27 protein-coding genes are annotated in these 26612 nt (G+C 41.2%); 21 read left to right on the top strand and 6 right to left on the bottom strand.

Translation table 11 applies throughout. The annotated features are described in order from the left end of the window. Positions 1–144: 144 nt before the first annotated feature. Entirely contained in the window at positions 145–795 is a 651-nt protein-coding gene (locus HT720_RS03015) for a metal-dependent transcriptional regulator (protein WP_173274670.1), read from the bottom strand. 111 nt (positions 796–906) lie between these two features. On the opposite strand from HT720_RS03015, the gene HT720_RS03010 reads away from it, so the two are divergent. Together HT720_RS03010 and HT720_RS03005 are read left to right on the top strand one after the other, a co-directional pair. Continuing rightward, positions 907–1749, top strand: coding sequence for a metallophosphoesterase family protein (locus HT720_RS03010; RefSeq protein ID WP_173274669.1), 843 nt, complete (start codon positions 907–909; stop codon positions 1747–1749). Positions 1750–1824: 75 nt separating this feature from the next. Beyond that, positions 1825–2262 carry an Rrf2 family transcriptional regulator gene (locus HT720_RS03005; protein ID WP_001166796.1) on the top strand — a complete coding sequence of 146 codons (438 nt, stop codon included), beginning with the start codon at positions 1825–1827 and terminating at the stop codon, positions 2260–2262. A gap of 58 nt (positions 2263–2320) precedes the next feature. On the opposite strand, the gene HT720_RS03000 is transcribed toward HT720_RS03005, so the two are convergent. Continuing rightward, positions 2321–3394: a DUF2974 domain-containing protein gene (locus HT720_RS03000; RefSeq protein WP_173274668.1), complete on the bottom strand. Its 1074-nt coding sequence runs from the start codon at positions 3392–3394 to the stop codon at positions 2321–2323. A 155-nt stretch (positions 3395–3549) separates the two neighbouring features. On the opposite strand from HT720_RS03000, the gene HT720_RS02995 reads away from it, so the two are divergent. The 3 genes from HT720_RS02995 (at position 3550) to HT720_RS02985 (ending at position 7504) form a co-directional block, all read left to right on the top strand. Further along, entirely contained in the window at positions 3550–4227 is a 678-nt protein-coding gene (locus HT720_RS02995; protein ID WP_173274667.1) for a response regulator transcription factor, read from the top strand. Then, positions 4220–5194 carry a sensor histidine kinase gene (locus tag HT720_RS02990; RefSeq protein WP_173274666.1) on the top strand — a complete coding sequence of 325 codons (975 nt, stop codon included), beginning with the start codon at positions 4220–4222 and terminating at the stop codon, positions 5192–5194. The genes HT720_RS02995 and HT720_RS02990 overlap by 8 nt, the downstream gene beginning before the upstream one ends. A 798-nt stretch (positions 5195–5992) precedes the next feature. Then, positions 5993–7504, top strand: coding sequence for an ABC transporter ATP-binding protein (locus HT720_RS02985; RefSeq protein WP_173274665.1), 1512 nt, complete (start codon positions 5993–5995; stop codon positions 7502–7504). Positions 7505–7596: 92 nt separating this feature from the next. On the opposite strand, the gene thrS is transcribed toward HT720_RS02985, so the two are convergent. Beyond that, positions 7597–9540, bottom strand: coding sequence for a threonine--tRNA ligase (gene thrS / locus HT720_RS02980; protein ID WP_173274664.1), 1944 nt, complete (start codon positions 9538–9540; stop codon positions 7597–7599). 54 nt (positions 9541–9594) lie between these two features. Further along, complete coding sequence (locus tag HT720_RS02975) at positions 9595–9918, bottom strand: hypothetical protein (protein WP_000422772.1); 324 nt, start codon at positions 9916–9918, stop codon at positions 9595–9597. Positions 9919–10752: 834 nt separating this feature from the next. On the opposite strand from HT720_RS02975, the gene rpsO reads away from it, so the two are divergent. The 6 genes from rpsO to HT720_RS02940 all read left to right on the top strand — a co-directional run bounded on the left by rpsO (position 10753) and on the right by HT720_RS02940 (position 15939). Next, complete coding sequence (gene rpsO, locus HT720_RS02965; RefSeq protein WP_001018251.1) at positions 10753–11022, top strand: 30S ribosomal protein S15; 270 nt, start codon at positions 10753–10755, stop codon at positions 11020–11022. 554 nt (positions 11023–11576) lie between these two features. Next, complete coding sequence (locus tag HT720_RS02960) at positions 11577–12197, top strand: CadD family cadmium resistance transporter (RefSeq protein ID WP_000531713.1); 621 nt, start codon at positions 11577–11579, stop codon at positions 12195–12197. Between the two features lie 235 nt (positions 12198–12432). Next, positions 12433–13479: an iron ABC transporter permease gene (locus tag HT720_RS02955; protein WP_173274663.1), complete on the top strand. Its 1047-nt coding sequence runs from the start codon at positions 12433–12435 to the stop codon at positions 13477–13479. Position 13480: 1 nt separating this feature from the next. After that, positions 13481–14236, top strand: a complete 756-nt coding sequence (locus tag HT720_RS02950; RefSeq protein ID WP_173274662.1) for an ABC transporter ATP-binding protein — start codon at positions 13481–13483, stop codon at positions 14234–14236. Positions 14237–14255: 19 nt separating this feature from the next. Next, the gene (locus HT720_RS02945) at positions 14256–15266 is read left to right on the top strand and encodes an ABC transporter substrate-binding protein (protein WP_173274661.1); all 1011 of its coding nucleotides are present in this window, start codon (positions 14256–14258) and stop codon (positions 15264–15266) included. Beyond that, entirely contained in the window at positions 15247–15939 is a 693-nt protein-coding gene (locus HT720_RS02940) for an alpha/beta hydrolase-fold protein (protein ID WP_173274660.1), read from the top strand. The genes HT720_RS02945 and HT720_RS02940 overlap by 20 nt, the downstream gene beginning before the upstream one ends. 43 nt (positions 15940–15982) lie before the next feature. On the opposite strand, the gene HT720_RS02935 is transcribed toward HT720_RS02940, so the two are convergent. Continuing rightward, positions 15983–16732: a 1-acyl-sn-glycerol-3-phosphate acyltransferase gene (locus tag HT720_RS02935; protein ID WP_173274659.1), complete on the bottom strand. Its 750-nt coding sequence runs from the start codon at positions 16730–16732 to the stop codon at positions 15983–15985. A 132-nt stretch (positions 16733–16864) separates the two neighbouring features. Here HT720_RS02935 and HT720_RS02930 point away from each other — a divergent pair, with 132 nt between their 5' ends. The 6 genes from HT720_RS02930 (at position 16865) to HT720_RS02905 (ending at position 23974) form a co-directional block, all read left to right on the top strand. After that, positions 16865–19201: a cation-translocating P-type ATPase gene (locus HT720_RS02930; protein WP_173274658.1), complete on the top strand. Its 2337-nt coding sequence runs from the start codon at positions 16865–16867 to the stop codon at positions 19199–19201. A gap of 102 nt (positions 19202–19303) precedes the next feature. Further along, positions 19304–19981: a tRNA (adenine(22)-N(1))-methyltransferase TrmK gene (locus HT720_RS02925; protein ID WP_049512302.1), complete on the top strand. Its 678-nt coding sequence runs from the start codon at positions 19304–19306 to the stop codon at positions 19979–19981. Next, the gene (locus HT720_RS02920; protein ID WP_173274657.1) at positions 19968–20765 is read left to right on the top strand and encodes a Nif3-like dinuclear metal center hexameric protein; all 798 of its coding nucleotides are present in this window, start codon (positions 19968–19970) and stop codon (positions 20763–20765) included. Before HT720_RS02925 ends, HT720_RS02920 begins: the two co-directional genes overlap by 14 nt. Before the next feature lie 16 nt (positions 20766–20781). After that, positions 20782–21885, top strand: a complete 1104-nt coding sequence (locus tag HT720_RS02915; RefSeq protein ID WP_173274656.1) for an FAD-dependent oxidoreductase — start codon at positions 20782–20784, stop codon at positions 21883–21885. A 102-nt stretch (positions 21886–21987) separates the two neighbouring features. Then, on the top strand, positions 21988–23007 hold the full coding sequence (gene galE / locus HT720_RS02910) for a UDP-glucose 4-epimerase GalE (protein WP_173218569.1): 1020 nt from the start codon (positions 21988–21990) through the stop codon (positions 23005–23007). A gap of 1 nt (position 23008) precedes the next feature. Further along, positions 23009–23974, top strand: coding sequence for a glycosyltransferase family 2 protein (locus HT720_RS02905; protein ID WP_173274655.1), 966 nt, complete (start codon positions 23009–23011; stop codon positions 23972–23974). Positions 23975–24024: 50 nt separating this feature from the next. Here HT720_RS02905 and HT720_RS02900 read toward each other — a convergent pair whose 3' ends face one another. Next, positions 24025–24231, bottom strand: coding sequence for a ferredoxin (locus HT720_RS02900; RefSeq protein WP_173218573.1), 207 nt, complete (start codon positions 24229–24231; stop codon positions 24025–24027). Positions 24232–24282: 51 nt separating this feature from the next. Here HT720_RS02900 and HT720_RS02895 point away from each other — a divergent pair, with 51 nt between their 5' ends. The 4 genes from HT720_RS02895 (at position 24283) to HT720_RS02880 (ending at position 26531) form a co-directional block, all read left to right on the top strand. After that, entirely contained in the window at positions 24283–24750 is a 468-nt protein-coding gene (locus HT720_RS02895; protein ID WP_173274654.1) for an SAG1386/EF1546 family surface-associated protein, read from the top strand. An 8-nt stretch (positions 24751–24758) separates the two neighbouring features. Beyond that, the gene (cmk, locus tag HT720_RS02890; RefSeq protein WP_173226968.1) at positions 24759–25430 is read left to right on the top strand and encodes a (d)CMP kinase; all 672 of its coding nucleotides are present in this window, start codon (positions 24759–24761) and stop codon (positions 25428–25430) included. 130 nt (positions 25431–25560) lie between these two features. Next, entirely contained in the window at positions 25561–25899 is a 339-nt protein-coding gene (locus tag HT720_RS02885; RefSeq protein WP_001061596.1) for a zinc ribbon domain-containing protein YjdM, read from the top strand. A gap of 2 nt (positions 25900–25901) precedes the next feature. Further along, complete coding sequence (locus HT720_RS02880) at positions 25902–26531, top strand: Pr6Pr family membrane protein (RefSeq protein ID WP_173226970.1); 630 nt, start codon at positions 25902–25904, stop codon at positions 26529–26531. The last annotated feature ends 81 nt before the right edge of the window (positions 26532–26612 follow it).

Raw genomic sequence — 26612 nt, 5'->3', positions numbered from 1 at the left:
CTGTTAGTGACGTAATATTGTATATAATTATTATATAATATTTAGTCGGAGTATGAAAGCGTTTGCTATTATTTTTGATATAAAAAATAGATAAGAAAAACCCTGAAAATAAAACTTTCAGGGTTGGTTGGGGTACTTGAGAAATTAGTCGATTTTTTCGACATAGAGTTGTTTGGCAATGTCCATATTTACTTGTAAATCTTCATTTTTACTGAGGATAGTGAAGGTGTTGCTGAAGCCATCAAACTGCTGGACTTGGAGCGAATCACCGATGTGAAGCGAGTGCTTGTCCAGATAATGGAGAATGTCAAAACTATCATGCACCCGAGTTAGGCGATAGGAGCCAGCTTCCTTGATGTCAGCTAGTGGTAGGTTATTGATTTCAACCAGGAGTTCTCCCTTGGCAGGAATAGTTCCTCCGTGGGGGCAGGTCTTGGGGAAACCTAGCAGTTTATCCAGTCTTTCCACGAATAAGTCAGAGACAGTATGTTCCAAGACCTCAGCTTCCTCGTGAATCTGGTCACTTGTATAGTCTAAATGATGGACTAGAAAAACTTCAATCAAGCGGTGTTTGCGATAGAGTTCAGAGACCAAATTGAGTCCGATGTCAGTCAGTAGATAGCCACATTCCTTGTCCTTGAGGATGAGATTTTCGCTCTTCATCCGTTTAATCATTTCAGTTACTGCAGGGGGAGAGACTTGCATGCGAGCCGCAATTTCCTTGTTGGTGATTTTATGCAGGTCTGTGCCAATTTCATAAATACATTTTAGATAGTCTTCTTTATTCGGGGTCATTCGTTTCCTCTTGTCTAATATCTTTATCTAGTATATCAAAAAAAGCTAGATTTCTCTAGCTGTGACTTTTTATGTTATACTTATTGCAAGAGAAAAAACGAGGAGATGGATATGACGAAAATAGCTCTTCTTTCAGATATTCATGGAAATACCACCGCCTTGGAGGCTGTTTTGGCAGATGCTCGGCAGCTAGGAGTGGATGAATACTGGCTTTTGGGAGATATTCTCATGCCAGGGACAGGGCGTAGAAGGATTTTGGACTTGTTGGATCAACTACCGATTACAGCTAGAGTTTTGGGAAACTGGGAAGATAGTCTGTGGCATGGTGTCCGCAAGGAATTGGATAGTACTCGTCCCAGTCAACGCTATCTCTTGCGCCAGTGCCAGTATGTTTTAGAGGAAATTTCCCTAGAAGAAATCGAAATGCTCCACAATCAACCTCTCCAGATTCATCGTCAGTTTGGTGATTTGACGGTAGGAATTAGCCATCATCTGCCTGATAAGAACTGGGGGCGTGAGTTGATTCATACTGGAGCACAAGAGGACTTTGACCGCTTGGTGACCAATCCGCCTTGTGATATTGCTGTTTATGGTCATATTCACCAGCAGTTACTTCGTTACGGGACTGGTGGGCAATTGATTGTAAATCCGGGTTCGATTGGCCAACCTTTCTTTATAGATGCCCAGCTACGGAAGGACTTGCGAGCGCAGTATATGATTTTGGAGTTTGATGACAAGGGCTTGGTAGATATGGACTTCCGACGGGTAGACTACGATGTGGTAGCTGAATTGCAGCTAGCTAAAGATCTTAAACTTCCCTATTTTGAGGTTTACTATGAAAGTCTGGTCAATGGTATCCATCATACTCACAATCAGGAATTTCTGAGAGAATTAGCCCAGAAAGAGGGTTATGATAGGGAATTAGATGCTTGGTTGAAAAGTGGTAACGATTGACATTACAACTAAAAAGGGTATAATAAAAGAAAAAGAAGAGTAGAGGCAGGGGAGCCTCGTAAAAAGGAGAAGAGGATGCAAATTCCAAGTAGATTTACCATTGCGACTCATATGCTGATAATCATTGCCCTCAAGGGGAAGGAAAGCAAGGTGACCAGTGATTTTCTGGCTGCTAGTGTTGGGGTCAATCCTGTCATTATCAGAAAGACCTTGTCCCAGTTGAAGAAGGCAGAGCTGATTTCAGTCGCGCGCGGAACAGGGGGAACAGAGATTGTCAAGGACCTCAAAGACATTAGTCTATTAGATGTTTATCAAGCGGTTGAGTGTCTTGGTAAGACTGGTCAACTCTTTAGTTTCCATGACAATCCAAATCCAAATTGCCCAGTTGGAGCTCATATTCATGATGTTTTGGATCAAAAATTGGAGAGAATTCAGTTGGCTATGGAGGCAGAGCTTGGTCAGACCAGTTTAGAACAAGTCGTGGCCGATGCAGAGAGTCAAATGAAGGAGTGAATTCTTCTTTAAAACAAGAAAAGCTTATGAAAAGTTTTTTACCTTTTCATAAGTTTTTTTATCTATTTTTCCAGGCTTGGTAACGGGTATCAATCAATAACTGGGTAAGGCGTCCCAAGGTTTCTCTTTCTTCTGGAGTGAGGGATTGCGCTTGGACAAAGAGATGATGAATGTGTTCAAGCGCCTTGAAGGAAGCCAAGTCATTGATAGAAGTAATACCAGAATCAAGAATGGTGCCAAAGAAAAGGTCGAAGTAAAGTTGAAGTTCCTCGTCAGGGACTGTGGCCACCCACTCCTTGAAGGTTGTGTCGACTTGTTGGCTATCACTGTTGGTCTTATCCAGTTGGACGAAGCGCTTGTCCTCAATCTGCCAACTAAAGGTATCGTGCTGGGCGATACCACCCAAGGCAGTACTGTACACGATGATTTGGTGGTTAGGGATTTCCATCATCATACCGATAATAGATCCTTGTGGGATGAAGACCTTGGTTCTATCCATTATCCCTTGATAGCCTGCAGCTTGTGTCAGTTCTTTGTGGAGACCAGGCGCATCAAAGGTATAAACTGTTGTGATTTGATTTTGTAAACTTTGCTCAATTTGGCTAGCAGCATAGATAGCTAGATTTCCTCCCTTGGAATGCCCAGCCAGAATGACCTTTTGCTTAGGATGGTAGGCAAAAAAGTTCTTTAAATAGCGAAGGGCGTGCTTTTGAGCAGGAATTTCCTTCATATAGGTCAGGTGGAAATCTTCCTTCCAGCCAATGATACTGTCATCAGTTCCACGAAAGACAATCAGATAGGTATCGAGAGTGAGGCGGTAGGTCATAGCAGCAAATTGCTTTTGCAGTTCAGGGTCGATGTCGTTGATAAAATGGGAGAGTTTGCAATTTTTGAAGCGCTTGTGTTGAGCTAATTCATCTAATAATTGAAGGCGATTTTTGCTAGTAAGCATGGTGGGCTCTCTTGGAACCTGAGGAGCCAGTTCTAAAAGTCGCTGAGGAGTTGTGGAGACCAGATTATCAAAGGAGAGGTAGGTGGTTTCTGTTGAGGCTAAAATATCTAATTCATTTAAAGGAAGGTCGTAAAAGGAATCGTATGCGACATTTTTCAGATAGTCAAAAATATTGGCCATAAGAGCTCCTTTCTTTTTATTTATCTTATCAAATTTCCCTCAAATTAGCTAGTCGGCTTGCCTATATCTGCTGGTTAAAAACAAGCTCTTTCAAATTCAGTTTTAGACCTTCTAGCATAGAAAAATCTGTTATAATAATAGAAAAGGAGGAGCGCATGCACAAGGTTTTACTAGTAGAAGATGATCAGGTTATTCGTCAACAGGTCGGGAAAATGCTCTCTGAATGGGGATTTGAAGTGGTGCTGGTAGAAGACTTTATGGAAGTTTTGAGTCTATTTGTTCAGTCGGAGCCTCATCTGGTCCTCATGGATATTGGTTTGCCCTTGTTTAATGGTTATCACTGGTGTCAGGAGATTCGCAAGATTTCCAAGGTACCTATCATGTTTCTGTCTTCGAGAGATCAGGCTATGGATATCGTCATGGCAATAAATATGGGGGCGGATGACTTTGTGACCAAGCCTTTTGACCAACAGGTTCTTTTAGCCAAGGTTCAGGGCTTGCTGCGCCGTTCCTATGAGTTTGGACGTGACGAGAGTTTGCTAGAATATGCTGGTGTTATCCTCAATACCAAATCCATGGATGTACATTATCAAGGGCAAGTCTTGAATTTGACCAAGAATGAGTTTCAGATTTTACGCGTTTTGTTTGAGCATGCGGGCAATATTGTAGCGCGTGATGACCTGATGCGGGAACTTTGGAATAGTGACTTTTTTATTGATGATAATACCCTCTCTGTCAATGTGGCTCGTTTGCGTAAAAAGTTGGAAGAGCAGGGCTTGGTAGGATTTATCGAGACCAAGAAAGGGATAGGGTACGGACTGAAGCATGCTTGATTGGAAACCATTTTTTCTAGCCTATCTGCGCTCCCGTAGTCGTCTTTTTGTCTATCTGCTTTCTTTAACATTTCTGATTTTGCTCTTTCAGTTTTTATTTGCCAGTTTGGGAATTTACTTTCTCTACTTTTTCCTGCTGTGTTGCTTTGTAACCATCTTATTTTTCACTTGGGACATATTGGTGGAAATGCAGGTCTATCGCCAGGAACTTCTCTATGGTGAGAGGGAAGCCAAATCTCCATTGGAAAGAGTTTTGGCTGAAAAATTAGAAGCGCGTGAGATGGAACTCTATCAGCAGAGGTCTGACGCAGAAAGAAAACTGACGGATTTGTTGGATTACTATACCTTGTGGGTCCATCAGATTAAGACCCCCATTGCAGCCAGTCAACTCTTAGTTGCAGAAGTAGATGATCGCCAATTAAAGCAGCAGTTAGAACAGGAAATTTTTAAAATCGACTCCTATACCAATCTAGTCTTACAGTACCTGCGTTTAGAAAGTTTTCATGATGATTTGGTCTTGAAGCAGGTGCAAATCGAGGACTTGGTCAAGGAAATAATTCGTAAATATGCTCTTTTCTTTATTCAAAAAGGCCTAAATGTCAATCTACATGACCTTGATAAAGAAATCGTGACGGATAAAAAGTGGCTGCTAGTGGTTATTGAGCAAATTATCTCAAACAGTCTCAAGTACACTAAGGAAGGTGGTCTGGAGATTTATATGGACGGGCAAGAGCTTTGTATCAAGGATACAGGAATCGGGATAAAAAATAGTGATGTCCTCCGAGTCTTTGAACGTGGATTTTCAGGATATAATGGGCGCCTAACCCAGCAGTCATCTGGACTTGGACTTTACCTATCTAAGAAAATTTCTGAAGAACTAGGTCACCAGATTCGTATCGAGTCTGAGGTTGGAAAAGGAACGATAGTGCGGATTCAGTTTGCTCAAGTGAACTTAGTCCTTGAGTGAGAAGAGATAATGAGTTTTTACCCAATCTCTTTTTGCTATATTTCAGGATATTTGAAGACTGTTTTTTACAAAACCAATAATAGGATTTTTAATACGGAATATAGTATAAATACTGGTTCAAAGTGAAGTTTTGTATGCTTTATACTTTTGTTGAGTATAAAATCTATAAACTAAGGGTGAATTACAAAAATTAATTTGAGATGAAGTGAATTGTAGACTTGGGAAATGTCTCCTATTCGATTTCAGAATGAATCGTTGATACAGGATTAAAAGAACTGCAGCCTTCTTTTTATTTTGAATGAGATAGGTGTATATAGATTTGTGTAACTGGTGTAGAACTGTTTCCAAGAATTTATTGAATGTATCGAATACACACATTCTATTGATTTTGAACCAGTTTTTAATTTCTAAATGTTATAATAGTTTTATCAAGTAAAAGGAGACTGCCATGATTGGAGACAATATAAAATTCTTACGAAAATCACATAATCTGATATAACCAGAATTTTCACGGATTGTGGGTGTGTCATGAAATAGCCTAAATCGTTAGAAAAACTGAAAAAGCTTACTTTCAATAGAAGTATTGGAAATATTCATTTTACATCTATCAAAGAAACATGGGATAGACCTATATTTTACAAAATAGCAAATTATATTTTGAATGATAGTAAAAACGGCAGTACTTGTGTGATTTACAATTATTGCACTCAATGTCCGAGTATCGCACTATCTGAAATAGGGAATAGTAGAGATTGTTCTGCGATATGTAAAAAAACGCATTAGCAAGGAGTATCGTATATGCTACCATATCTTAAAACTATTAGATGGTATCTCTTCTTTAATTTTCTTTTTGGTGTAGTATCGAATATCTGCACAGCTTTGTTACCGTATTTCACGCAGGCATTAATCAAAGGTGAATATCAAGTAGCTCTATATGGTTACTCTATGTCAGTGGCAGGCTATTTGAGTTGTAACTATATCCAAATGATACTTGATTGGAAGCAGGGGATTATCTTTTCGACTACTTTGAAAAATGAGTGGTTTCGTTCACTTCTGGGACTCAGTCACCACGATTTCAAGCAGAAAACAGTAGCAGAGTATATTTCCTATCAATCTAATGACCTAGATTCGTTGGAAAAGGATTACCTTCCTCCATTGATGAGTTTTATCAAACAAATTTTACGTATCCTCATTTACGCTTTCATTATTAGCAGAACAATTAATCCTATTGTATCACTGATTTTAATCTTTTCCACTGGAATTAGTATTCAAATTCCTAAAATCGTTGGGAAGTTGACCGCTAATCGTAGACAGGTTTACTTGAAAAAACAAGGAGATTACTATCGAACTTTGGAGGATTTGCTCATGGGACATCATTTGGTAAATAAACTAACTATGTCGCATTTTTTGAATCAACAAAAGAGTTCTCTAAAGAATTTGCAGGATAAGTATTTTAAGTATGGTTTGACAAAAATTACTGGCATCTTATTGACAGGTGTTTCTTTTGAATTCATTAGTCTTGTTCTGTTTATTTATTTAGCCTACTCTCTATCTCACCAGCAACTCGGTATTCCTGAGGTGGTGGCGAGTTTCGGATATATTAATGCTTTTTCTGAACCAATACAGGAAATTCTTTATGATTTACAAATGTTAGAGTCCGTAAAGCCTGTAATCAAGAGTTTTCAAAACATTGTTGGGAGACCCGTTTCAGTTCAAGCACCTCAACATTCTTTTGATACGATTACTTTGAAAAACATTTCCAAACAACTGGGAGAATCAAAATTGATAATTACTTCCGCTACGATTCAAAAAGGGGATAAAATTGCGCTTATTGGTAAGAATGGGTCTGGAAAAAGTAGTCTTCTCAACATTTTAAATGGAACAGATGAAGATTTTGAAGGACAAATTGTGCTAGATGGGCTTGTTTTGGACCATCTTTGGGGAAGATTCGGTATGATTCTGCAACAAGAACATACATTTATTTCGAGTTATGAAAATAATGTAACGCTATTCAATAGTTTCAATGAAAAATTCAGAGAAGAAGATTTTGAAAAAATTCCACCACAATCCCTGTCAGGTGGTCAGCAACAACGAATGTATTTAAATCGTGAGAAAAATCGTAAAAATCCATTGCTTATTCTAGACGAACCTTTCTCTGCCTTGGATACTAATCAGTTTAAAATGGAATTGGAAAGAGTTCTGGAACTACCAAGTGCCGTCATTGTTACTTTACATCGCCAAAACGAATTATTAAGTAAGTTTGACCAAGTTTGGGAAATTAAGAATGGAGAACTTGTAATTTTGAAATAGCTAAATTATAAAGAATAAAACGCATAGTAACAAGGTCATTCTGAACCTGATATTATGCGTTTTTCTGATTTTAAGGACTTTTTACTAGGCTCTTATTTCTCAACGCGTGATTTGTTGGCGATATCAGCTAGGATAGCTTGAACAAAATCATCTACTGAGACAGTTTGTGTTTCTTTTTGGCCGTAGCGACGAACGTTAACAGTTCCGTCTTCCATTTCCTTGTCCCCAACGATCAATTGGTAAGGAATCTTGCTGGTTTGTGACGCACGGATCTTGAACTGCATTTTTTCATTGCGCTCATCTACATCTGCACGGACACCACGGTCACGGAGTTTCTTTGCTACTTCCCAAGCGTAGTCCACGTGTTTTTCGTTAGATACTGGGATGAGGGTTACTTGGTGTGGTGCAAGCCATGTTGGGAAGGCACCCTTGTAGTTCTCAATCAAAATAGCTGTGAAGCGTTCCATAGTTGAAATAACTCCACGGTGGATCATAACTGGACGGTGCTCTTCGCCATCAGCTCCGATGTATTTAAGGTCGAAGCGTTCTGGAAGCAAGAAGTCAAGTTGGATAGTAGAAAGAGTTTCTTCTTTTCCAAGAGCGGTCTTAACTTGAATATCCAATTTTGGTCCGTAGAAGGCTGCTTCACCTTCGGCTTCAAAGTAGTCCACGCCCATTTCATCAAGAGCTGCACGAAGCATAGTTTGGGCATTCTCCCACATCTCATCGTTATCAAAGTACTTATGAGTATCTTGAGGGTCACGAAGAGAGAGGCGGAAGCGGTATTCAGTCAAGTTGAAGTCTTCATAAACATCGATAATCAACTGAAGGGCACGTTGGAATTCTTCTTGGATTTGTTCTGGAGTAACGAAGAGGTGACCGTCGTTGAGTGACATTTCACGTACACGTTGAAGACCAGTGAGGGCACCAGATTTTTCATAACGGTGCATCATACCGATTTCAGCGATACGGATTGGCAACTCACGGTATGAGTGAACATGGTGTTTGAAGACTTGAATGTGGTGTGGACAGTTCATTGGACGAAGGACAAATTCTTCCCCGTCACCCATGTCCATAGTTGGGAACATGTCTTCTTGGTAATGATCCCAGTGACCAGAAGTCTTATAAAGCTCAACAGAAGCAAGTGGTGGAGTGTAGACGTGTTGGTAGCCTGAAGCTAGCTCTTTGTCTACGATGTAGCGTTCCAACTCACGACGAATAGTCGCACCATTTGGCAACCAGAATGGAAGTCCTTGACCAACCTCTTGAGAAATCATGAAGAGGTCAAGCTCTTTACCAAGTTTACGGTGGTCACGTTCCTTAGCTTCTTCACGCATTTGAAGGTAGTTTTTCAAGTCTTTCTTGTCAAACCAAGCTGTACCATAGATACGTTGCATCATAGCGTTGTCGCTATTTCCACGCCAGTAAGCACCTGCTACATGGAGAAGGTGGAAGATTTGGATATGACCTGTTGAAGGGACGTGTGGGCCACGGCAAAGGTCTACATATTCACCCTGACGATAGATAGTCAAACCACCTTCGTCTTCTGAGTGTTCTTCAATCAATTCTAACTTGTAAGGGTCGTTCTTGAAGATTTCACGTGCCTCGTCTTTAGTCACTTCTTCACGAATTGATGGGAAGTTTTCTTTAACGATTTTTTGCATTTCTTCTTCGATACGAGGAAGGTCTTCGTTAGAGATTTGACCAGCTGTGTTGTCAGTATCGTAGTAGAAACCATCTTCGATGGCTGGACCAACTCCCAAGTGAATGTCTGGGAAAAGACGACGAGCTGCTTGGGCGAACAAGTGAGCGGCTGAGTGACGCAAGATTGGAAGGGCATCTTCGTGATCAGGTGTCACGATTTCAATGCTTCCATCTTCAGTGATAGCACGAGTAGTGTCGATGAGTTTGCCGTTGAATTTACCAGCTAAGGCTTTTTTAGCTAGGGAATTGCTGATAGATTGGGCAATTTCAAAAGTTGTAACGCCAGATTCGAATTCACGAACAGCGCCATCTGGGAAAGTAATGTTAATCATGATGTTCTCCTTTTTTATTATTTCATAGTTTCTAAGCATTGACTTTTTTGCAGACTACTTCCTAGTCTTAATATTCAATTGCTTTTCTTTATCAGAGAGGAAGTTTTCCATTTCCGTCAGAATGTCTATATCCAAACGTTGAGAAAGTTCTACTAGCCACCAGATATTTTCTGAAAGCTTTTGTTCCAGTGTGTAGGGTGTTTCATCATAGTAGCGTCCTTGCTTTGTCATCACCAGTCGTTGGAAATTTCCAATATCATTAGATAAAGCCAAGAGGTCTTCTTCTACCGTCCACTTGGAATCATGATGCTTAACTTCCAGTTTGTGATAAGCTTGTCGGATTGCCCCACAGCGCTCCACTAATTCTTGCAACTCCATAGTTAGCCTCCTCATAAAAAAATTGCGACATCCCGAAAGGACGTCGCAACGTGGTTCCACCTTCATTTATGTACCTCAAAAGAGAGGGACACCTCTGATTGGCTCTAACGTGGCCACCGTTTTATGTTTTCATAAAAAACTCAAGAGTAGTGTCAGTTTAGGCTTTCTATGCGTTTCCAGCAACCACGCACTCTCTAGTAGAAAGGGACTAAGTGACTTGTCTCTATGGATTATTATAGCATGATTGTGAGATTTTTCAAGGATTTTGTGAAAGTTTTTTGTTTTTCATTTTTGTAGAATATGCTTGATGCCAATACCGGAAGCTATGCCCACCAGAGCCAAGGTTTCATAGATTAGCAAGTAAATTAGTATAAACTCACCAAAGGTTATGATAGTAAAGCAAAAGAGCAGTCCGTTACCAATTAACCACCAAAGTGAGAAAATGAAACGGTAGCTATAAAGTAGCGATACAATCAAGATTACCAGAGGTGTAAAGAAGAGAATATTATTTACGTAGAGACTCTTGAGAAAAAGGGGGTCAGAAATAATTAGTGATAACAACTGATAAAGTGGCCAATAAAAGAAAAGTATGACCAGATAGTAGGGGAGATGGGAATAGAATCTACGCATGATAATCACCTCGTTTTAAAAAACAGACAACTTAGATTTCTTGCTATGATTATTATAACATATTTAAAACAAGAAAGTAAATCTGTTGACAAAGAAGTTAGTTATTGGTAGAATAGGGATTGTCGTAAAGACAAATAACTTCTTCTTGGTTCCAGGCATGCCAACCTGTCACTCGGATGAAGCCAAATAAAAAGGAGAAACATCATGGCAATCTCAAAAGAGAAAAAAAATGAAATCATTGCACAATATGCACGTCACGAAGGTGATACAGGTTCAGTAGAGGTTCAAGTTGCTGTCCTTACTTGGGAAATCAACCACCTTAACGAACACATCAAACAACACAAAAAAGACCACGCTACTTACCGTGGATTGATGAAAAAAATTGGTCGCCGTCGTAACTTGCTTGCATACTTGCGTAAAAACGACGTTAACCGTTACCGTGAGTTGATTAACTCTCTAGGACTTCGTCGCTAATTCAAGATACAAAGGCCGTCAAAAGCACAAAGCAAAAATAGGAAAATTGACGAAGAAACTTCAGTTTCTAGGAGGTTTTATCTTTTTTGCCAAGTGCTTAGGCCGTGTTCAATTGAGCATATCTTGATAATGAAGCTACTCTAAATAGGGTAGCTTTTTTGTATGGATTTTATCCCAATCTCAAATCAGCTCTCTGACTTCAGAGGGCTTTTTTATTGAGGTTTTATCGGTCACAATTTTGGAGACTACAAAAACCTCAAATGGTATCAGCTAATTACACCATAAAGGTGCGTAGCTACTCGGCTTGAAAAGCCGAGTAGCTGTCTGCAAGCCCCTTCGGAGAGCCCACACTTTACGAAGTAAAGTATAGTATGTTATACTTTACATGGAAGTAGTCACCGAATTTCAGTTAGAAATTACTTTGTAACTACGTTTTGAGGAGGAGTAAAATGCTTTCCTATGTTCGAAATTACCCACTAGCGATAGCTAAATTAATGTGTCTGTGCTCTCCTAAAATCTGCTGATTTATTACTGACCAATACAGGAGGTTTTTTATGGGACAGACAATCATATCTGCTATTGGTGTTTATATTTCCACCAGTATCGATTATTTAATTATTTTATTTATTTTATTTGCACAGCTATCACAGAATAAACAAAAATGGCATATTTATGCGGGGCAATATCTAGGCACAGGCTTACTTGTAGGGGCGAGTTTAGTTGCTGCTTATGTCGTTAATTTCGTGCCTGAAGAATGGATGGTTGGATTGCTTGGTTTAATCCCTATCTATTTAGGGATTCGCTTTGCAATTGTTGGAGAAGGTGAGGAAGAAGAGGAAGAAGAGGAAGAAATTATTGAAAGATTAGAACAAAGCAAGGCAAATCAACTGTTTTGGACAGTTACATTGCTAACAATTGCGTCTGGCGGAGATAATTTAGGTATCTATATACCTTATTTTGCTTCGTTAGATTGGTCACAGACCCTCGTGGCCTTGCTTGTGTTTGTAATCGGTATAATTATCTTATGCGAGATTAGTCGGGTGTTATCCTCTATTCCGTTAATATTCGAGACAATTGAAAAATACGAGCGAATCATTGTGCCCTTAGTATTCATTCTACTTGGATTATACATCATGTATGAAAATGGCACGATAGAGACTTTTCTGACCGTGTAGATTTTTTTGTTTCACTAGGATTTTATCCCGAGCTCAAATCAGCTCTCTGATTTTCAGAGGGCTTTTTGCGTTGGCACCTTACCTCGATATACTCAAGTATAATCTTCGGTTACGGTTCCTAGCACAATAAAATCAACTATATTCATTTGTTCTCATCTTGTTCCATTGTTGAAAATATGGTATACTTTTCATGAGAATTTTCTAAATTTTTAAGATTCTATCAAAGGAGGTTTGCATGCTTTCCAAATTTTCTGGAAGCCGACAAGACCAGCAATTTGTGTTACTTTTAGTTATTTTGCTAGGTATTTTAGGGATTTCTCTCTTTCTAGCAGTTTCAATGGGATCTGTTGTGATTAATCTAGGAGATACCTATCGGATTATTTTGAGCAGGTTGGGATTTCCTCTTGAGATAGGAGAGGTTTCCAAGTCGACTCTTGCCATTGTATGGAATATGAGATTCCCTCGAGTATTGTTAGGTCTGATAGTAGGAGTAGGCCTTTCTATGTGTGGTAGTGTGATGCAGTCCACAGTGAACAATCCCATCGCAGAGCCTTATGTCTTAGGAATATCTGCGGGTGCTACTCTAGGGGCAACTTTGAGCATCATTCTTGGTTTAAAAGTGATGATTAGCCTTGGAGCTTTTCTTGGAGCTATTTTGGCAACAATTGCTGTCCTCATCATTGCCTCTATGCAGGGAAGGATGACGACTTCCAGTCTGATCTTATCAGGAACGGTGGTCAATGCTCTCTTTCTAGCTTTTTCCAACTTTATTATCTCAGTTGGCGCTAATGCGGACAGTGTGATGACCATTAAGTTTTGGACCATGGGCTCGCTCGCTGGGACTTCCTGGGCAGACTTGGTCCTGCCAACTATAGTAGTAGGAATAGCCTTTCTATTTTTCTCTACTCAGTATCGTGTTTTCAATGCGATGATGATGGGAGATGAGGCTGCTTTAACTTTGGGAATTCCCTTACGCTTTTATTGGTATCTTTATGTGACCATGGTGGCTGTGCTGACAGCAGTCTTAGTGGCAACCTGTGGGATTATTGGATTTGTCGGTCTGATTACTCCACATTTAGCTCGAGGGTTAGTAGGAACGAATTACAAGAGGCTTTTTCCTGTTGCAACCTTGCTAGGTGCCCTCTTTGTCATCTGGGCAGACGTACTCTCTCGTATCATCATTCCAAACGCAGAGCTTCCTATTGGTATTTTCACAGCCTTAGTAGGTGCTCCCTTCTTTATCTACATTGTTGGAGGTAGACGAAGGGAGGTGAGGGTCTGATATGGACTTGATTTGTCAGGATGTCCACTTTGGACTGGGAGAGAAAAAAATCCTCAAGGGAGTTTCTCTTAAGGTTGAAGGGAATCAATTTCACACGATACTAGGACCAAATGGAAGCGGGAAAACCAGTCTACTTAAACTCCTCTATCGTCAGGAAAAGGCAGACAAAGGCTTGATAAGCCTAGATGGGAAACCTCTTGAACAATGGACAATCAAAGAAACAGCCAAGCAAATGGCAATTGTGACCCAGTTTAACCAACTGCAGTTTGATTGTACAGTTGAGGAAATCGTCTTGCTGGGAAGAACTCCCCACCTCTCTTTTTTACAGAAGGAAAGGGAAAGGGATTATGCGCTTGTTCAAGATGCTCTCGTCAAGGTGGATATGCTTGAGAAGAAAACTCGTCTCTATTCGTCTCTGTCAGGGGGAGAGAAACAGCGAGTCATACTAGCCCGCGCCTTGGTGCAAGAACCGACTCTCTTGCTCCTGGACGAACCAACCAATCACCTGGATATCAAGTATCAGCTAGACTTGTTGGCCATTGTGAAGGAGCTCAAGGTCAATGTTCTAGCTGTCCTACATGATATTCAACTTGCTTGTCGCTATTCGGATTATCTCTATCTGATGAAAGAGGGAGAAATCCTTTACCAAGGGACTCCAAAGGAGACCATCACCCCTGAGTCATTGCAAACTGTATACGGAGTTCAAAGTCAGGTTACTTGGACCGAGGATCAGCAAGCCATGATTCACTATTTATAAGAATGAAAAGGAAAACAAAATGAAAAAAACACTCAGTATTTTACTCGTGACAGTAGCTACCTTAACGATGGCAGCTTGTAGCAACACTACCACTGAAAAAGCTACCACACAATCTAGCACAGAAACAAGTCAAAAGGCGAGCACAGAGACGACTTATCCACTAACGGTCAAAACCTATGACGCGAAAGGGAATGAAGTCGAACAAATCTTTGACAAGGCACCTGAAAAAGTTATCACCAACAATCTTTCAACCACTGAAATCTTATTGGAGTTGGGGTTGAAGGATAAAATTGTTGGCATGCTCAATCCAGACAATGTTGTGACGGACAAATACAAGGACGCGATTGCATCTATTCCTCAAATTGGGGATAAAAAAACAGTCTCACAAGAGACAGTTCTTTCTTATGAGCCAGACGCTGTGATGGGTCGAAATATGATGTTTTCTGAAAAATCCTTGGGGACAGTTAGCACTTGGAATGAAAATAAAATCCCAGTTTATACGCAAAAAGCTTCTCTCTCAACAATTCAGCAAGATTTGGGGAATATCGTAGAAGATGTCAAAAATCTTGGAATGATTTTTAATGTTCAGGACAAGGCTAATGAATACGCAGCCCAATTACAAACTAAAATTGACGCTGTTAAGAAAGCAAACCCAGCAAGTCAAGGTGAAAAGAAAAAGGCTTTGATTATGGTTGCTTATAATGATGAAACCTTCGGTGCCTACAAGTCTGCTTTGCAAGAGAGCCTGCTCAATCAACTTGGTTATACAAACGTTGCTACGGGGACATCAGGCTTGACCTTGGAAAACCTCGTGTCAATGGATCCTGAATTGATTATCTATGTAACCAGCGATCGTAATAAAAAATTGGATGAAAAAGCAGTAGAGTTGATGAAGGCAAATGCTGTTTTGGAAAGCGTTCCTGCTATTAAGAATCAAAAAATCATGACCATTTCTTACGATGAGTTGATGGACTATGGTCCAGCAGTGATTGATTCCCTTGAGAAAATCAATGACTTTATCAATAAATAATGAGTTTGATTGGGAAGGAATTCAAGTCAAAATCAGCCTTCCTTCTAACTACGACCCCAATCAAACCTATCCGGCTATTTTATTGAATGATGGAAACTTGGATCTCCTATCCTTCCTTTCCGAATCTGTGATTTTAGTGGGCTTGACCTCTAAAAATCGCTTAGACGACTACACTCCCTGGGCAACATCAGCTCTGAGAGATGGAGCTCCAGATTTTGGAGGTCAGGCCAACGTCTATCATGATCATTTATTTGGAGGTCTTTTAGACAAGCTACAGTCGCTTTATCGACTGGATGAAGCACGCCTTGCCTACGGAGGTTATTCACTAGGTGGCTTGGCGGCAGTCTACAGTCTTTTCAGCTTTGACAAGGTTTCCTGTGTCTTTTCAATCTGCGGTTCCTTTTGGTATCCTGATTTTGTGACTTACTGCAAGGAAGAAAATGTGAAAAATTTGGACTGTTTGCTGTATTTACAGAATGGTCAAACAGAAGGAGCACACCATACTAATCGCTTGGGTCAAGCACCAGTCTATGCTGAGCAGATTCATACCAGTCTTCAGAAACGCTATCCGAACGGTCAGTTTGTCTTTGATTCTTATGGACACCATGAACAAGTAGCTGAACGATTTCTAGCTTTTTCCAGCTGGTTGGCCCAAAAATGGAAAATCGAATAAAAGATTTATCCCTTGGCTTTTGCCAAGGGATTCTTGTATTTATTTAACCAAGAGCCTCTCTCTTTTTATCTGGATTCCAGATGAAGCTTGCGATGAAGCTAAAGATGATAGTTAGGATAGCGAGGATAATGGCAAGGATGAGGGCAGGGATGCGGATAAGCCACCAGAGTGGGTTTGGTTTTTTATCATTGTGCCATTGTTTCGTTTCGTCGTCTAGACGTTGAAATTCTGATTGGATACGATTAGCGACTGTTTCAATGCCTTCATCATTCATTTTCTTGATATCTGAGATATCGATTGGATTTCCAAAGTTCATATCAACACGCTCACGGCTAACCAGGCCCTTCAAGGTCATAGGACCTGTATAGGTAACCGGCATGATACGGACCTTGGCCATTTTGGCAATCAGAGCTACGCCACCCTTGACATCGTTTGAGTGACGGCTCCCACTTGGAAACATGATGAGAGAGCGATCACTTTTTTTGAGAACATTGATAGGATATTTGATGGCAGAAGCGCTAGGATTTTCCCGGTCGATAGGAAAGGCACCACACATACGAATCCACCAACCAAAGATACGGTTGGTAAAGAGCTCTTTTTTGGCCATAAAGATAAATTGTTTTGGCTTGGTCGCAAAGGCCATGTAAACAGGATCCCACCAGGTACGGTGAGGGGCAACCAGAATATAATTTTCATCTTGATTAGGAATTTTATCAGTATTATGATAGTGGGCATTGCCATTGATGGACCATAGGAGCAAGACAACCAATCCACGTAAATAAGTATAAAACATGCGATCTCCTTCGATTATTTTCTTGTTATTATTATACCTTATCAAAGGAGGGCTGGCAAACTTTTCCCTTGACCAGGTTCATATTTGGGATGAGATTAGAATTCTTTTAGAAAAAATGATATGATAGAGTTTATGGACAAAAATAAGATTATGGGATTAACCCAAAGAGAAGTTACGGAAAGACAGGCTAAGGGCTTGGTCAATGATTTTACTGTTTCGGCCAGTACCAGCACTTGGCAAATCGTTAAACGAAATGTCTTTACCCTTTTTAACGCTTTGAACTTTGCCATTGCTTTGGCCCTTGCCTTTGTGCAGGCTTGGAGCAATCTGGTCTTCTTTGCTGTTATCTGCTTTAACGCTTTTTCTGGAATTGTGACCGAGCTACGGGCCAAACACATGGTGGACAAGCTCAATCTTATGACCAAGGAAAAAGTCAAAACCATTCGTGATGGCCAAGAAGTGGCTCTGAATCCTGAAGAATTGGTGTTAGGAGATGTCATTCGTTTGTCTGCAGGAGAGCAGATTCCTAGTGATGCCTTGGTTTTGGAAGGCTTTGCGGAAGTCAATGAAGCCATGTTAACGGGGGAAAGTGATTTGGTGCAAAAGGAAGTGGATGCCTTGCTTTTGTCTGGAAGTTTCTTGGCTAGTGGGTCAGTTTTAGCTCGTGTCCATCATGTCGGTGCAGACAACTATGCCGCCAAACTTATGCTGGAAGCCAAGACCGTTAAACCCATCAACTCTCGTATCATGAAATCGCTGGACAAGCTAGCAGGTTTTACTGGGAAAATTATCATTCCTTTTGGTCTGGCTCTCTTGCTGGAAGCCTTGCTTTTAAAAGGCTTGCCTCTTAAGTCGTCCGTTGTAAATTCGTCGACAGCCCTTCTGGGAATGTTGCCTAAGGGAATTGCCCTTTTGACCATTACTTCGCTCTTGACTGCAGTGATCAAGCTGGGCTTGAAAAAGGTTTTGGTGCAGGAGATGTACTCTGTTGAGACCTTGGCGCGCGTGGATATGCTCTGTTTGGACAAGACGGGTACCATTACCCAAGGAAAGATGCAGGTGGAGGCAGTTCTTCCGCTGACGGCAACTTATGGTGAAGAGACTATTGCCAGCATCCTGACCAGCTACATAGCTAACAGTGAGGATAAAAATCCAACTGCCCAAGCCATTCGCCAACGTTTCCAAGGTCTAGTAGCCTATCCTATGATTGCCAATCTTCCCTTCTCAAGCGACCGCAAGTGGGGAGCCATGGAGTTAGAAGGTTTGGGAACAGTTTTCTTAGGTGCACCTGAGATGTTGTTGGATTCTGAGGTCCCAGAAGCCAGAGAGGCCTTGGAGAGAGGTTCACGTGTATTGGTCTTAGCTCTCAGTCAGGAAAAACTGGACCATCACAAGCCACAAAAGCCATCTGATATTCAGGCTCTGGCCTTGCTGGAAATTTTGGACCCGATTCGAGAGGGAGCAGCAGAGACGCTGGACTATCTCCGTTCTCAGGAAGTGAGCCTCAAGATTATCTCTGGTGACAATCCAGTTACGGTGTCCAGTATTGCCCAGAAGGCTGGTTTTGCGGACTATGACAGTTATATAGATTGCTCAAAAATCACGGATGAGGAATTGGTTGCTATGGCTGAGGAGACAGCTATTTTCGGACGTGTTTCCCCTCATCAAAAGAAACTCATCATCCAAACACTGAAAAAAGCGGGTCATACAACGGCTATGACAGGGGATGGAGTTAATGATATCCTGGCCCTTCGTGAGGCGGATTGTTCTATCGTGATGGCTGAGGGAGATCCTGCGACTCGTCAGATTGCCAATCTGGTTCTTTTGAACTCTGATTTTAATGATGTTCCTGAGATTCTCTTTGAAGGTCGTCGTGTGGTCAATAACATTGCCCATATCGCACCGATTTTCTTGATAAAGACAATCTACTCATTCTTGCTCGCAGTCATCTGTATTGCTAGTGCTCTTCTGGGACGGTCTGAATGGATCTTGATTTTCCCCTTCATTCCGATCCAGATTACCATGATTGACCAGTTTGTGGAAGGTTTCCCACCATTCGTTTTGACTTTTGAGCGAAATATCAAACCTGTCGAGCCAAACTTCCTCAGAAAATCCATGCTTCGTGCCCTACCAAGCGCTCTCATGGTTGTATTCAGCGTTCTCTTTGTGAAAATATTTGGCGCGAGCCAAGGTTGGTCTGAGTTAGAAATTTTAACCCTACTCTATTATCTGCTTGGGTCTATTGGTTTCTTATCCGTATTTAGAGCCTGCATGCCATTTACCCTCTGGCGTGTCCTCTTGATTGTTTGGTCAGTAGGAGGCTTCCTAGCCACAGCTCTCTTCCCAAGAATTCAAAAACTGCTTGAAATTTCAACCTTAACAGGACAAACTTTACCTGTTTATGGTGTCATGATGTTGGTCTTTACCGTGATTTTCATCCTGACCAGTTGCTATCAAGCTAGAAAATAAAGACAGACTGCAATCTGTGGATTGCGGTCTTTTTTAGGTGCAGGATTGCCAGCTGAAATGTGGTATAATAATAGGTAATAGAGTTTTGGAAAGAGAGAGAAAATGATTTCAAAGAGATTAGAATTAGTGGCTTCCTTTGTGCCACAGGGAGCCATTTTACTCGATGTGGGAAGTGACCATGCTTATCTGCCTATCGAGTTAGTCGAAAGAGGACAAATCGAAAGTGCCATTGCGGGTGAGGTGGTGGAAGGTCCCTACCAGTCCGCGGTTAAAAATGTTGAAAGTCACGGGTTAAAGGAGAAAATTCAAGTCCGTTTAGCAAATGGCTTGGCAGCTTTTGAAGAGGCAGACCAAGTGTCTGTCATTACCATTGCTGGTATGGGTGGTCGTTTGATTGCTAGGATTTTAGAAGAAGGCTTGGACAAGTTAGCTAATGTAGAGCGGTTAATCCTCCAACCTAATAATCGTGAAGACGACTTGCGTATCTGGCTACAAGAGAATGGGTTTCAGATTGTAGCCGAAAGCATCCTAGCAGAAGCTGGCAAGTTTTACGAGATTTTGGTGGTGGAAGCAGGACAAATGAAGCTATCAGCCAGTGATGTTCGCTTTGGTCCTTTTTTGTCCAAAGAAGTTAGTCCAGTCTTTGTCCAAAAATGGCAAAAAGAAGCTATTAAGCTAGAGTTTGCCCTCGGACAAATCCCAGAAAAAAATCTGGAGGAACGTCAAGTTCTAGTAGATAAAATTCAAGCTATCAAGGAGGTTCTCCATGCAAGCAAGTGAAGTCATTAAACGTTATGAAGACTTTTGTCCGCAAGAATTTTCTATGGAGGGGGATAGTCGTGGTCTGCAAATTGGTACTTTGGACAAGGATATCCAAAGGGTCATGGTTGTTCTCGACATTCGTGAAGAAACGGTGGCTGAAGCTATTGAAAAGGGTGTGGACTTGATTATTGTCAAGCACGCGCCGATTTTTCGTCCCATCAAGGATTTGGTAGCTAGCCGTCCACAAAATCAGATTTACATTGATCTGATCAAGCATGACATCGCAGTTTATGTCAGCCATACCAATATTGACATCGTTGAAAATGGCCTCAATGATTGGTTCTGTCAGATGCTAGGTATCAAGGAAACGACTTATTTGCAGGAAACAGGTCCTGAGCGTGGAATTGGTCGTATTGGAAATATTCAGCCTAAGACATTTGGGGAATTGGCCCAGAATGTCAAGAAAGTCTTTGGTTTAGATAGTCTTCGATTGCTGCATTATCAAGAGAGTGATTTGCAGAAGTCTATTTCAAGAGTGGCCATCTGTGGTGGTAGCGGGCAGTCTTTCTATAAGGATGCTTTAGCTAAAGGAGCGGATGTCTATATCACTGGTGATATTTACTACCACACTGCCCAGGATATGTTGTCTGATGGCTTGCTAGCATTGGACCCAGGTCACTATATTGAAGTGCTTTTTGTGGAAAAAATTGCAGAGCTTCTTAGTCAATGGAAAGAGGAAAAAGGCTGGACAATCGATATTGTACCTAGTCAAGCATCGACCAATCCTTTCCACCATATCTAGTTAGAAAGTGAAAACAATGAAAAAAGTTGCTATTATCGGAGCAGGAATTGTGGGAGCCACAGTTGCCTACTACCTCTCGAAAGAAAGTGACCTAGAGGTGACCGTTTTTGACCATGGACAAGGTCAAGCTACCAAGGCCGCAGCAGGAATTATCAGTCCTTGGTTTTCCAAACGCCGCAATAAAGCCTGGTACAAAATGGCGCGCTTGGGGGCTGATTTTTATGTGGATTTGTTGGCTGATTTAGAAAAGTCGGGGCAAGAAATTGACTTTTACCAGCGTTCGGGAGTCTTTCTCCTGAAAAAGGATGAAACTAAGTTGGAAGAACTCTATCAACTAGCCCTCCAGCGTAGAGAAGAATCTCCTTTGATAGGGCAATTAGCCATTCTAGACCAAGCATCAGCTAATGAATTATTCCCTAGCTTACAGGGATTTGACCACCTGCTCTATGCTTCTGGTGGAGCGAGAGTAGATGGCCAACTCTTAGTGACTCGTTTGCTAGAAGCCAGTCAGGTCAAGCTGGTCAAAGAAAAAGTAACTCTGACACCTTTAGCATCAGGTTACCAGATTGGCGAAGAGGTGTTTGATCAGGTTATTTTGGCAACGGGAGCTTGGTTGGGACACCTGTTAGAGCCTTTAGGTTATGAAGTAGATGTTCGTCCCCAAAAGGGGCAACTCCGAGATTATCAACTTGCCCAAGACATGGAAGATTCCCCTGTTGTTATGCCAGAAGGGGAGTGGGATTTGATTCCTTTTGCAGGTGGGAAATTATCCCTAGGTGCTACTCATGAAAATGACATGGGATTTGATTTGACGGTAGATGAAACCTTACTCCAGAAAATGGAGGAGGCAGCCTTGCCTCACTATCCAGTCTTGGCAGTAGCGACTTCAAGGGCTGAGCGTGTGGGAATCCGTGCCTATACCAGTGATTTCTCACCTTTCTTTGGGCAAGTACCTGGCTTAGCAGGTGTCTATGCTGCTAGTGGACTAGGTTCATCAGGCCTCACAACTGGTCCTATCATTGGTTACCACCTAGCCCAACTGGTCCAAAGCAGGGAAATGACCTTAGACCCAGCAAACTACCCAATTGAAAACTATGTCAAACGAGTAAAAAGCAAATAAGAATTTTACTGAAATTTTAGCCTCCCCTCTAGGATGGCAAATGACATTCCCTATCAAAAATGGTAAAATAAGAAAAAATGATCCGAGAATCGAGGAAAAAAGATGCAAGAAAAGATTTTGGTAACGGGTGGAGCAGGTTTTATCGGAACCCACACAGTTATTGAGTTAATCCAAGCAGGTCATCAGGTTGTTGTGGTGGATAACCTTGTGAATAGTAACAGAAAAAGTTTAGAAGTTGTTGAAAGAATCACAGGAGTTGAAATTCCGTTTTATGGGGCAGATATTCGTGATACTGATACTCTCAGAGATATTTTCAAACAAGAAGAACCAACAGGGGTCATTCACTTTGCTGGTTTGAAGGCTGTTGGCGAATCAACCCGTATCCCTCTTGCCTACTATGACAACAATATCGCTGGAACTGTTAGTCTTTTGAAGGTCATGGAAGAAAACAACTGTAAAAACATTATTTTCAGTTCTTCTGCGACAGTTTACGGAGATCCGCATACAGTGCCAATCTTGGAAGATTTCCCACTTTCAGTGACCAACCCATATGGCCGCACCAAGCTTATGCTAGAGGAAATTTTGACGGATATTTACAAAGCAGACTCAGAATGGAATGTGGTCTTGCTTCGTTACTTTAACCCAATCGGAGCCCATGAGAGTGGAGATTTGGGAGAAAATCCAAACGGTATTCCAAACAATCTCTTGCCATATGTGACTCAAGTAGCCGTTGGTAAACTAGAGCAAGTGCAAGTGTTTGGAGATGATTACGATACGGAAGATGGAACAGGTGTTCGTGACTATATCCATGTTGTCGATTTGGCTAAAGGTCACGTTGCAGCTCTGAAAAAAATTCAAAAAGGTTCAGGTCTAAATGTTTATAACCTTGGAACTGGTAAAGGCTATTCTGTTCTAGAAATTATCCAAAACATGGAAAAAGCAGTGGGACGTCCAATTCCTTACCGCATTGTAGAACGTCGCCCAGGGGATATCGCAGCCTGCTATTCAGATCCTGCAAAAGCCAAAGCAGAACTCGGCTGGGAAGCAGAACTCGGCATCACCCAAATGTGTGAAGACGCATGGCGTTGGCAAAGCAAGCATCCAAATGGATTTGAAGACTAAGATGGTGATGTCAATCATTGTCCCCTGTTTAAACGAAGAGGAAGTACTTCCTCTTTTTTATCAGGCTTTGGAAGCTTTACTTCCAGATTTGGAAACAGAAATCGAGTATGTTTTTGTCGATGATGGATCAAGTGATGGGACCTTGAGACTCTTAAAGGCCTATCGAGAACAAAATCCGGCAGTTCATTATATTTCTTTCTCGCGAAATTTTGGCAAAGAAGCTGCTCTATATGCAGGCTTGCAATATGCAACCGGAGATTTGGTGGTGGTGATGGATGCAGATCTCCAAGATCCTCCTAGTATGTTGCTTGAGATGAAAGCCTTACTAGACCAGAATGCAGATTTAGACTGTGTAGGAACACGCAGAACCAGTCGGGAGGGAGAACCCTTCTTTCGCAGTTTCTGTGCTGATCTCTTTTACGGCTTCATGAAAAAAATCAGTCCAGTAGCCCTGCCGTCAGGTGTTCGTGATTTTCGCATGATGAGAAGGTCTGTGGTCGATGCCATTTTAAGCTTGACTGAGTCCAATCGTTTTTCGAAGGGACTTTTTGCCTGGGTCGGCTTTAAAACCCACTATCTGGACTATCCAAATGTCGAAAGGAAGGCTGGCAAGACCAGTTGGAGTTTTAGGCAACTCTTTTTCTACTCCATTGAAGGGATTGTTAATTTTTCAGATTTCCCGTTGACTATAGCCTTTGTAGCTGGTCTCCTATCTTGTTTTATTTCTCTACTGATGACCTTTTTTGTTGTGGTTCGGACCCTCATTTTGGGCAATCCGACATCAGGTTGGACCTCTCTGATGGCTGTCATTCTCTTTCTTGGAGGCATTCAACTCTTGACCATTGGGATTCTCGGCAAGTACATCAGTAAAATTTATTTGGAGACTAAAAAAAGACCACTTTATCTGATCAAAGAAAAAAGTGACCTTCCTGATTTTACAGAAAAAAATAAAGTGAAAAGACTATAATTTTACATGGAAATGTGCTAAACTAGAGGAAGTGGATTATCGCTATTGATTTAGGCTTCCTGATTGCTAATCAGGGCGCGAGTTGGGCAATTTTTAACAGCCTCTAAGACATCCTGGCTAGGAGAAATTTCTTTTTCTAGTTGGTCAGGGTCATCGTAAAAACGCACGATTCCATTATCGTGGTAATCAAATAAATCAGAATAAGTTTGGCAAAGCCCACAGGCGATACATCGTTCAGGTATAAGTGTGATTTTCATGTTCATATTTATATTGTAATAAGAAACGTAAAAAAAAACAAGGAGTAGGGTATGGAAAAAGAACCGTGGCAAGAAGATATTTATGATCAAGAAGAATCAAGAGCAGAGCGTCGTAAGAGAACTCAAGGCAGAGATGTAGTGGCCAATCGTGTCTTGACGATCTTAGCTAGTATTTTCTTTGTAATTGTGGTAGTGATGATTATTGTTCTCATCTATCTATCATCGGGTGGGAGTAATCGCACAGCAGCCTTGAAAGATTTTCATGATTCTGATACAAGTGTAGTACAAGTCTCATCTTCAAGCAGTTCCCAGCCTGAGCAGAGTTCAGAATCTTCTTCTGAACACTCGGAGGAAGCTACAGATCCAGAAGGGACGACAAAAGTCTTAGCTGGAGAAGGGGAAGCAGCCATTGCCGCTCGTGCAGGAATCTCCATTGCTCAGTTAGAGGCCTTAAATCCTGGGCACATGGCTACAGGATCTTGGTTTGCTAATCCAGGTGATGTTATAAAAATAAAATAGGAGCCGATATGAAAACAATTCAAATTGCTATTGACGGTCCTGCTTCAAGTGGTAAGAGTACGGTCGCAAAAATTATTGCCAAGGACTTTGGATACACCTACCTAGATACAGGTGCCATGTATCGTGCAACGACCTACATGGCTCTCCAAAACCAGTTAGGAGTAGAAGAAGTCGAAGCCCTTCTAGCCTTGTTGGACCAGCATCCAATCAGTTTTGGACGTTCAGAAACTGGAGAACAGCTTGTCTTTGTAGGGGATGTGGATATTACCCACCCTATCCGTGAAAATGAGGTGACCAATCATGTTTCTGCTATTGCAGCAATTCCTCAAGTGCGTGAGAAACTGGTTTCTCTCCAACAAGAAATTGCCCAACAAGGCGGGATTGTCATGGACGGTCGCGATATTGGGACTGTTGTATTGCCACAAGCAGAATTAAAAATTTTCCTAGTAGCTTCTGTTGATGAGAGAGCAGAGCGTCGTTACAAGGAAAATGTTGCCAAGGGAATTGAAACAGACCTTGAAACTCTAAAAGAGGAAATTGCTGCGCGTGACTACAAGGATAGTCATCGTGAGACTTCGCCTCTCAAACAAGCAGAGGATGCTGTCTACCTTGATACAACTGGTTTGAACATTCAAGAAGTAGTTGAAAAAATCAAAGCAGAAGCTAAAAAAAGAATGTAAATGTAGAAAAGCCGATAGATAGATATCGGTTTTTTTCTAAATTTGTCAAAATGCTGATTTTAGGGTATAATAGTTGCTGTTCGAGAAATTTTGATTTTCAAAGAATAGCGAATGATGATAAGGAGAAACCATGAACAACCTACCAAATTGCCCAAAATGTAACTCAGAGTATGTCTACGAAGACGGTGCCCTACTGGTTTGCCCAGAGTGTGCTTATGAGTGGAATCCTGCTGAAGTTGCAGATGTAGAAGAGGGTCTTGTTGCTATCGATGCCAATGGAAATAAATTGGCTGACGGTGATACAGTAACTCTCATCAAGGACTTGAAGGTAAAAGGTGCGCCAAAAGATTTGAAACAAGGGACGCGCGTGAAAAATATTCGCATCGTAGAAGGCGACCACAATATCGACTGTAAGATTGATGGCTTCGGTGCCATGAAACTCAAATCAGAGTTTGTGAAGAAAATTTAAACATGTCAAAACACTATAAACTTGTATTTTATAGCCGTATCTTCTTGTTTCTAGCGGCTTTTACGGGAGTTTACCTTGAAATTACCAAGCATGGTGGTTTTGGGATGCTTCTCTATTACACGGTTCTGTCCAACCTCTTGGTAACTATTTTTACCCTTTATCTTCTAAAGGTTATGAGCCGTGTAGGTGAAAACTGGCAAAGACCAAGTCTCTTGCGCTTAAAAGGTGGGGTCACCATGAGTATCATGATTACCTGTGTGATTTACCATTTCCTCTTAGCGCCTATTGCGACTAATTTCTATACCCTAGAAAATTTCCTTTGCCACTATATCGTTCCCCTCTGGTTTTTCGCAGATACCCTCTTTTTTGACAAACAGGGTCAATACAAGATTTGGGATCCAATTGTGTGGACCATTTTACCCTTGCTGTATATGATGTTTGCTCTTTTTAATGGCTTGGTTTTAAAACTCAATATTCCAAATGCCAAGGATAATCCTTTCCCTTACTTCTTTTTGAATGTGAACAAGGGTTGGGATGTTGTGTTTAAGTGGTGTCTGATTATCTTTGTTGCCTATATGGTAGCAGGATTTATCTTCTACTTTATTAAGCAAATCAAGAGAAAGTCATCCTAAGACACAAGGGATTCATTTTCGAGTTTAAGAAGGAGTCTGTATACCAATGGGACTTCTTCTTTTCTTGCTTGTTTGATAACG

Origin of the sequence: Streptococcus sp. 68, assembly GCF_013277415.1 — a bacterium.
Classification (GTDB): Bacteria; Bacillota; Bacilli; order Lactobacillales; family Streptococcaceae; genus Streptococcus.
This window is presented reverse-complemented; position numbering and strand designations above follow the sequence as displayed.

Bases quoted from the DNA above. Each gene is read 5' to 3' on its own strand.
- HT720_RS02940 (WP_173274660.1), top strand. From the start codon at position 15,247: ATGACTTTATCAATAAATAATGAGTTTGATTGGGAAGGAATTCAAGTC.
- cmk (WP_173226968.1), top strand. From the start codon at position 24,759: ATGAAAACAATTCAAATTGCTATTGACGGTCCTGCTTCAAGTGGTAAG.
- HT720_RS02990 (WP_173274666.1), top strand. From the start codon at position 4,220: ATGCTTGATTGGAAACCATTTTTTCTAGCCTATCTGCGCTCCCGTAGT.
- HT720_RS02905 (WP_173274655.1), top strand. From the start codon at position 23,009: ATGGTGATGTCAATCATTGTCCCCTGTTTAAACGAAGAGGAAGTACTT.
- thrS (WP_173274664.1), bottom strand. From the start codon at position 9,540: ATGATTAACATTACTTTCCCAGATGGCGCTGTTCGTGAATTCGAATCT.
- HT720_RS02935 (WP_173274659.1), bottom strand. From the start codon at position 16,732: ATGTTTTATACTTATTTACGTGGATTGGTTGTCTTGCTCCTATGGTCC.
- HT720_RS02920 (WP_173274657.1), top strand. From the start codon at position 19,968: ATGCAAGCAAGTGAAGTCATTAAACGTTATGAAGACTTTTGTCCGCAA.
- rpsO (WP_001018251.1), top strand. From the start codon at position 10,753: ATGGCAATCTCAAAAGAGAAAAAAAATGAAATCATTGCACAATATGCA.
- HT720_RS02880 (WP_173226970.1), top strand. From the start codon at position 25,902: ATGTCAAAACACTATAAACTTGTATTTTATAGCCGTATCTTCTTGTTT.
- HT720_RS02975 (WP_000422772.1), bottom strand. From the start codon at position 9,918: ATGGAGTTGCAAGAATTAGTGGAGCGCTGTGGGGCAATCCGACAAGCT.
- HT720_RS03010 (WP_173274669.1), top strand. From the start codon at position 907: ATGACGAAAATAGCTCTTCTTTCAGATATTCATGGAAATACCACCGCC.
- HT720_RS02955 (WP_173274663.1), top strand. From the start codon at position 12,433: ATGCTTTCCAAATTTTCTGGAAGCCGACAAGACCAGCAATTTGTGTTA.
- HT720_RS02925 (WP_049512302.1), top strand. From the start codon at position 19,304: ATGATTTCAAAGAGATTAGAATTAGTGGCTTCCTTTGTGCCACAGGGA.
- galE (WP_173218569.1), top strand. From the start codon at position 21,988: ATGCAAGAAAAGATTTTGGTAACGGGTGGAGCAGGTTTTATCGGAACC.
- HT720_RS02985 (WP_173274665.1), top strand. From the start codon at position 5,993: ATGCTACCATATCTTAAAACTATTAGATGGTATCTCTTCTTTAATTTT.
- HT720_RS02945 (WP_173274661.1), top strand. From the start codon at position 14,256: ATGAAAAAAACACTCAGTATTTTACTCGTGACAGTAGCTACCTTAACG.
- HT720_RS02915 (WP_173274656.1), top strand. From the start codon at position 20,782: ATGAAAAAAGTTGCTATTATCGGAGCAGGAATTGTGGGAGCCACAGTT.
- HT720_RS02900 (WP_173218573.1), bottom strand. From the start codon at position 24,231: ATGAAAATCACACTTATACCTGAACGATGTATCGCCTGTGGGCTTTGC.
- HT720_RS02995 (WP_173274667.1), top strand. From the start codon at position 3,550: ATGCACAAGGTTTTACTAGTAGAAGATGATCAGGTTATTCGTCAACAG.
- HT720_RS03000 (WP_173274668.1), bottom strand. From the start codon at position 3,394: ATGGCCAATATTTTTGACTATCTGAAAAATGTCGCATACGATTCCTTT.
- HT720_RS02950 (WP_173274662.1), top strand. From the start codon at position 13,481: ATGGACTTGATTTGTCAGGATGTCCACTTTGGACTGGGAGAGAAAAAA.
- HT720_RS02930 (WP_173274658.1), top strand. From the start codon at position 16,865: ATGGACAAAAATAAGATTATGGGATTAACCCAAAGAGAAGTTACGGAA.
- HT720_RS03015 (WP_173274670.1), bottom strand. From the start codon at position 795: ATGACCCCGAATAAAGAAGACTATCTAAAATGTATTTATGAAATTGGC.
- HT720_RS03005 (WP_001166796.1), top strand. From the start codon at position 1,825: ATGCAAATTCCAAGTAGATTTACCATTGCGACTCATATGCTGATAATC.
- HT720_RS02885 (WP_001061596.1), top strand. From the start codon at position 25,561: ATGAACAACCTACCAAATTGCCCAAAATGTAACTCAGAGTATGTCTAC.
- HT720_RS02960 (WP_000531713.1), top strand. From the start codon at position 11,577: ATGGGACAGACAATCATATCTGCTATTGGTGTTTATATTTCCACCAGT.
- HT720_RS02895 (WP_173274654.1), top strand. From the start codon at position 24,283: ATGGAAAAAGAACCGTGGCAAGAAGATATTTATGATCAAGAAGAATCA.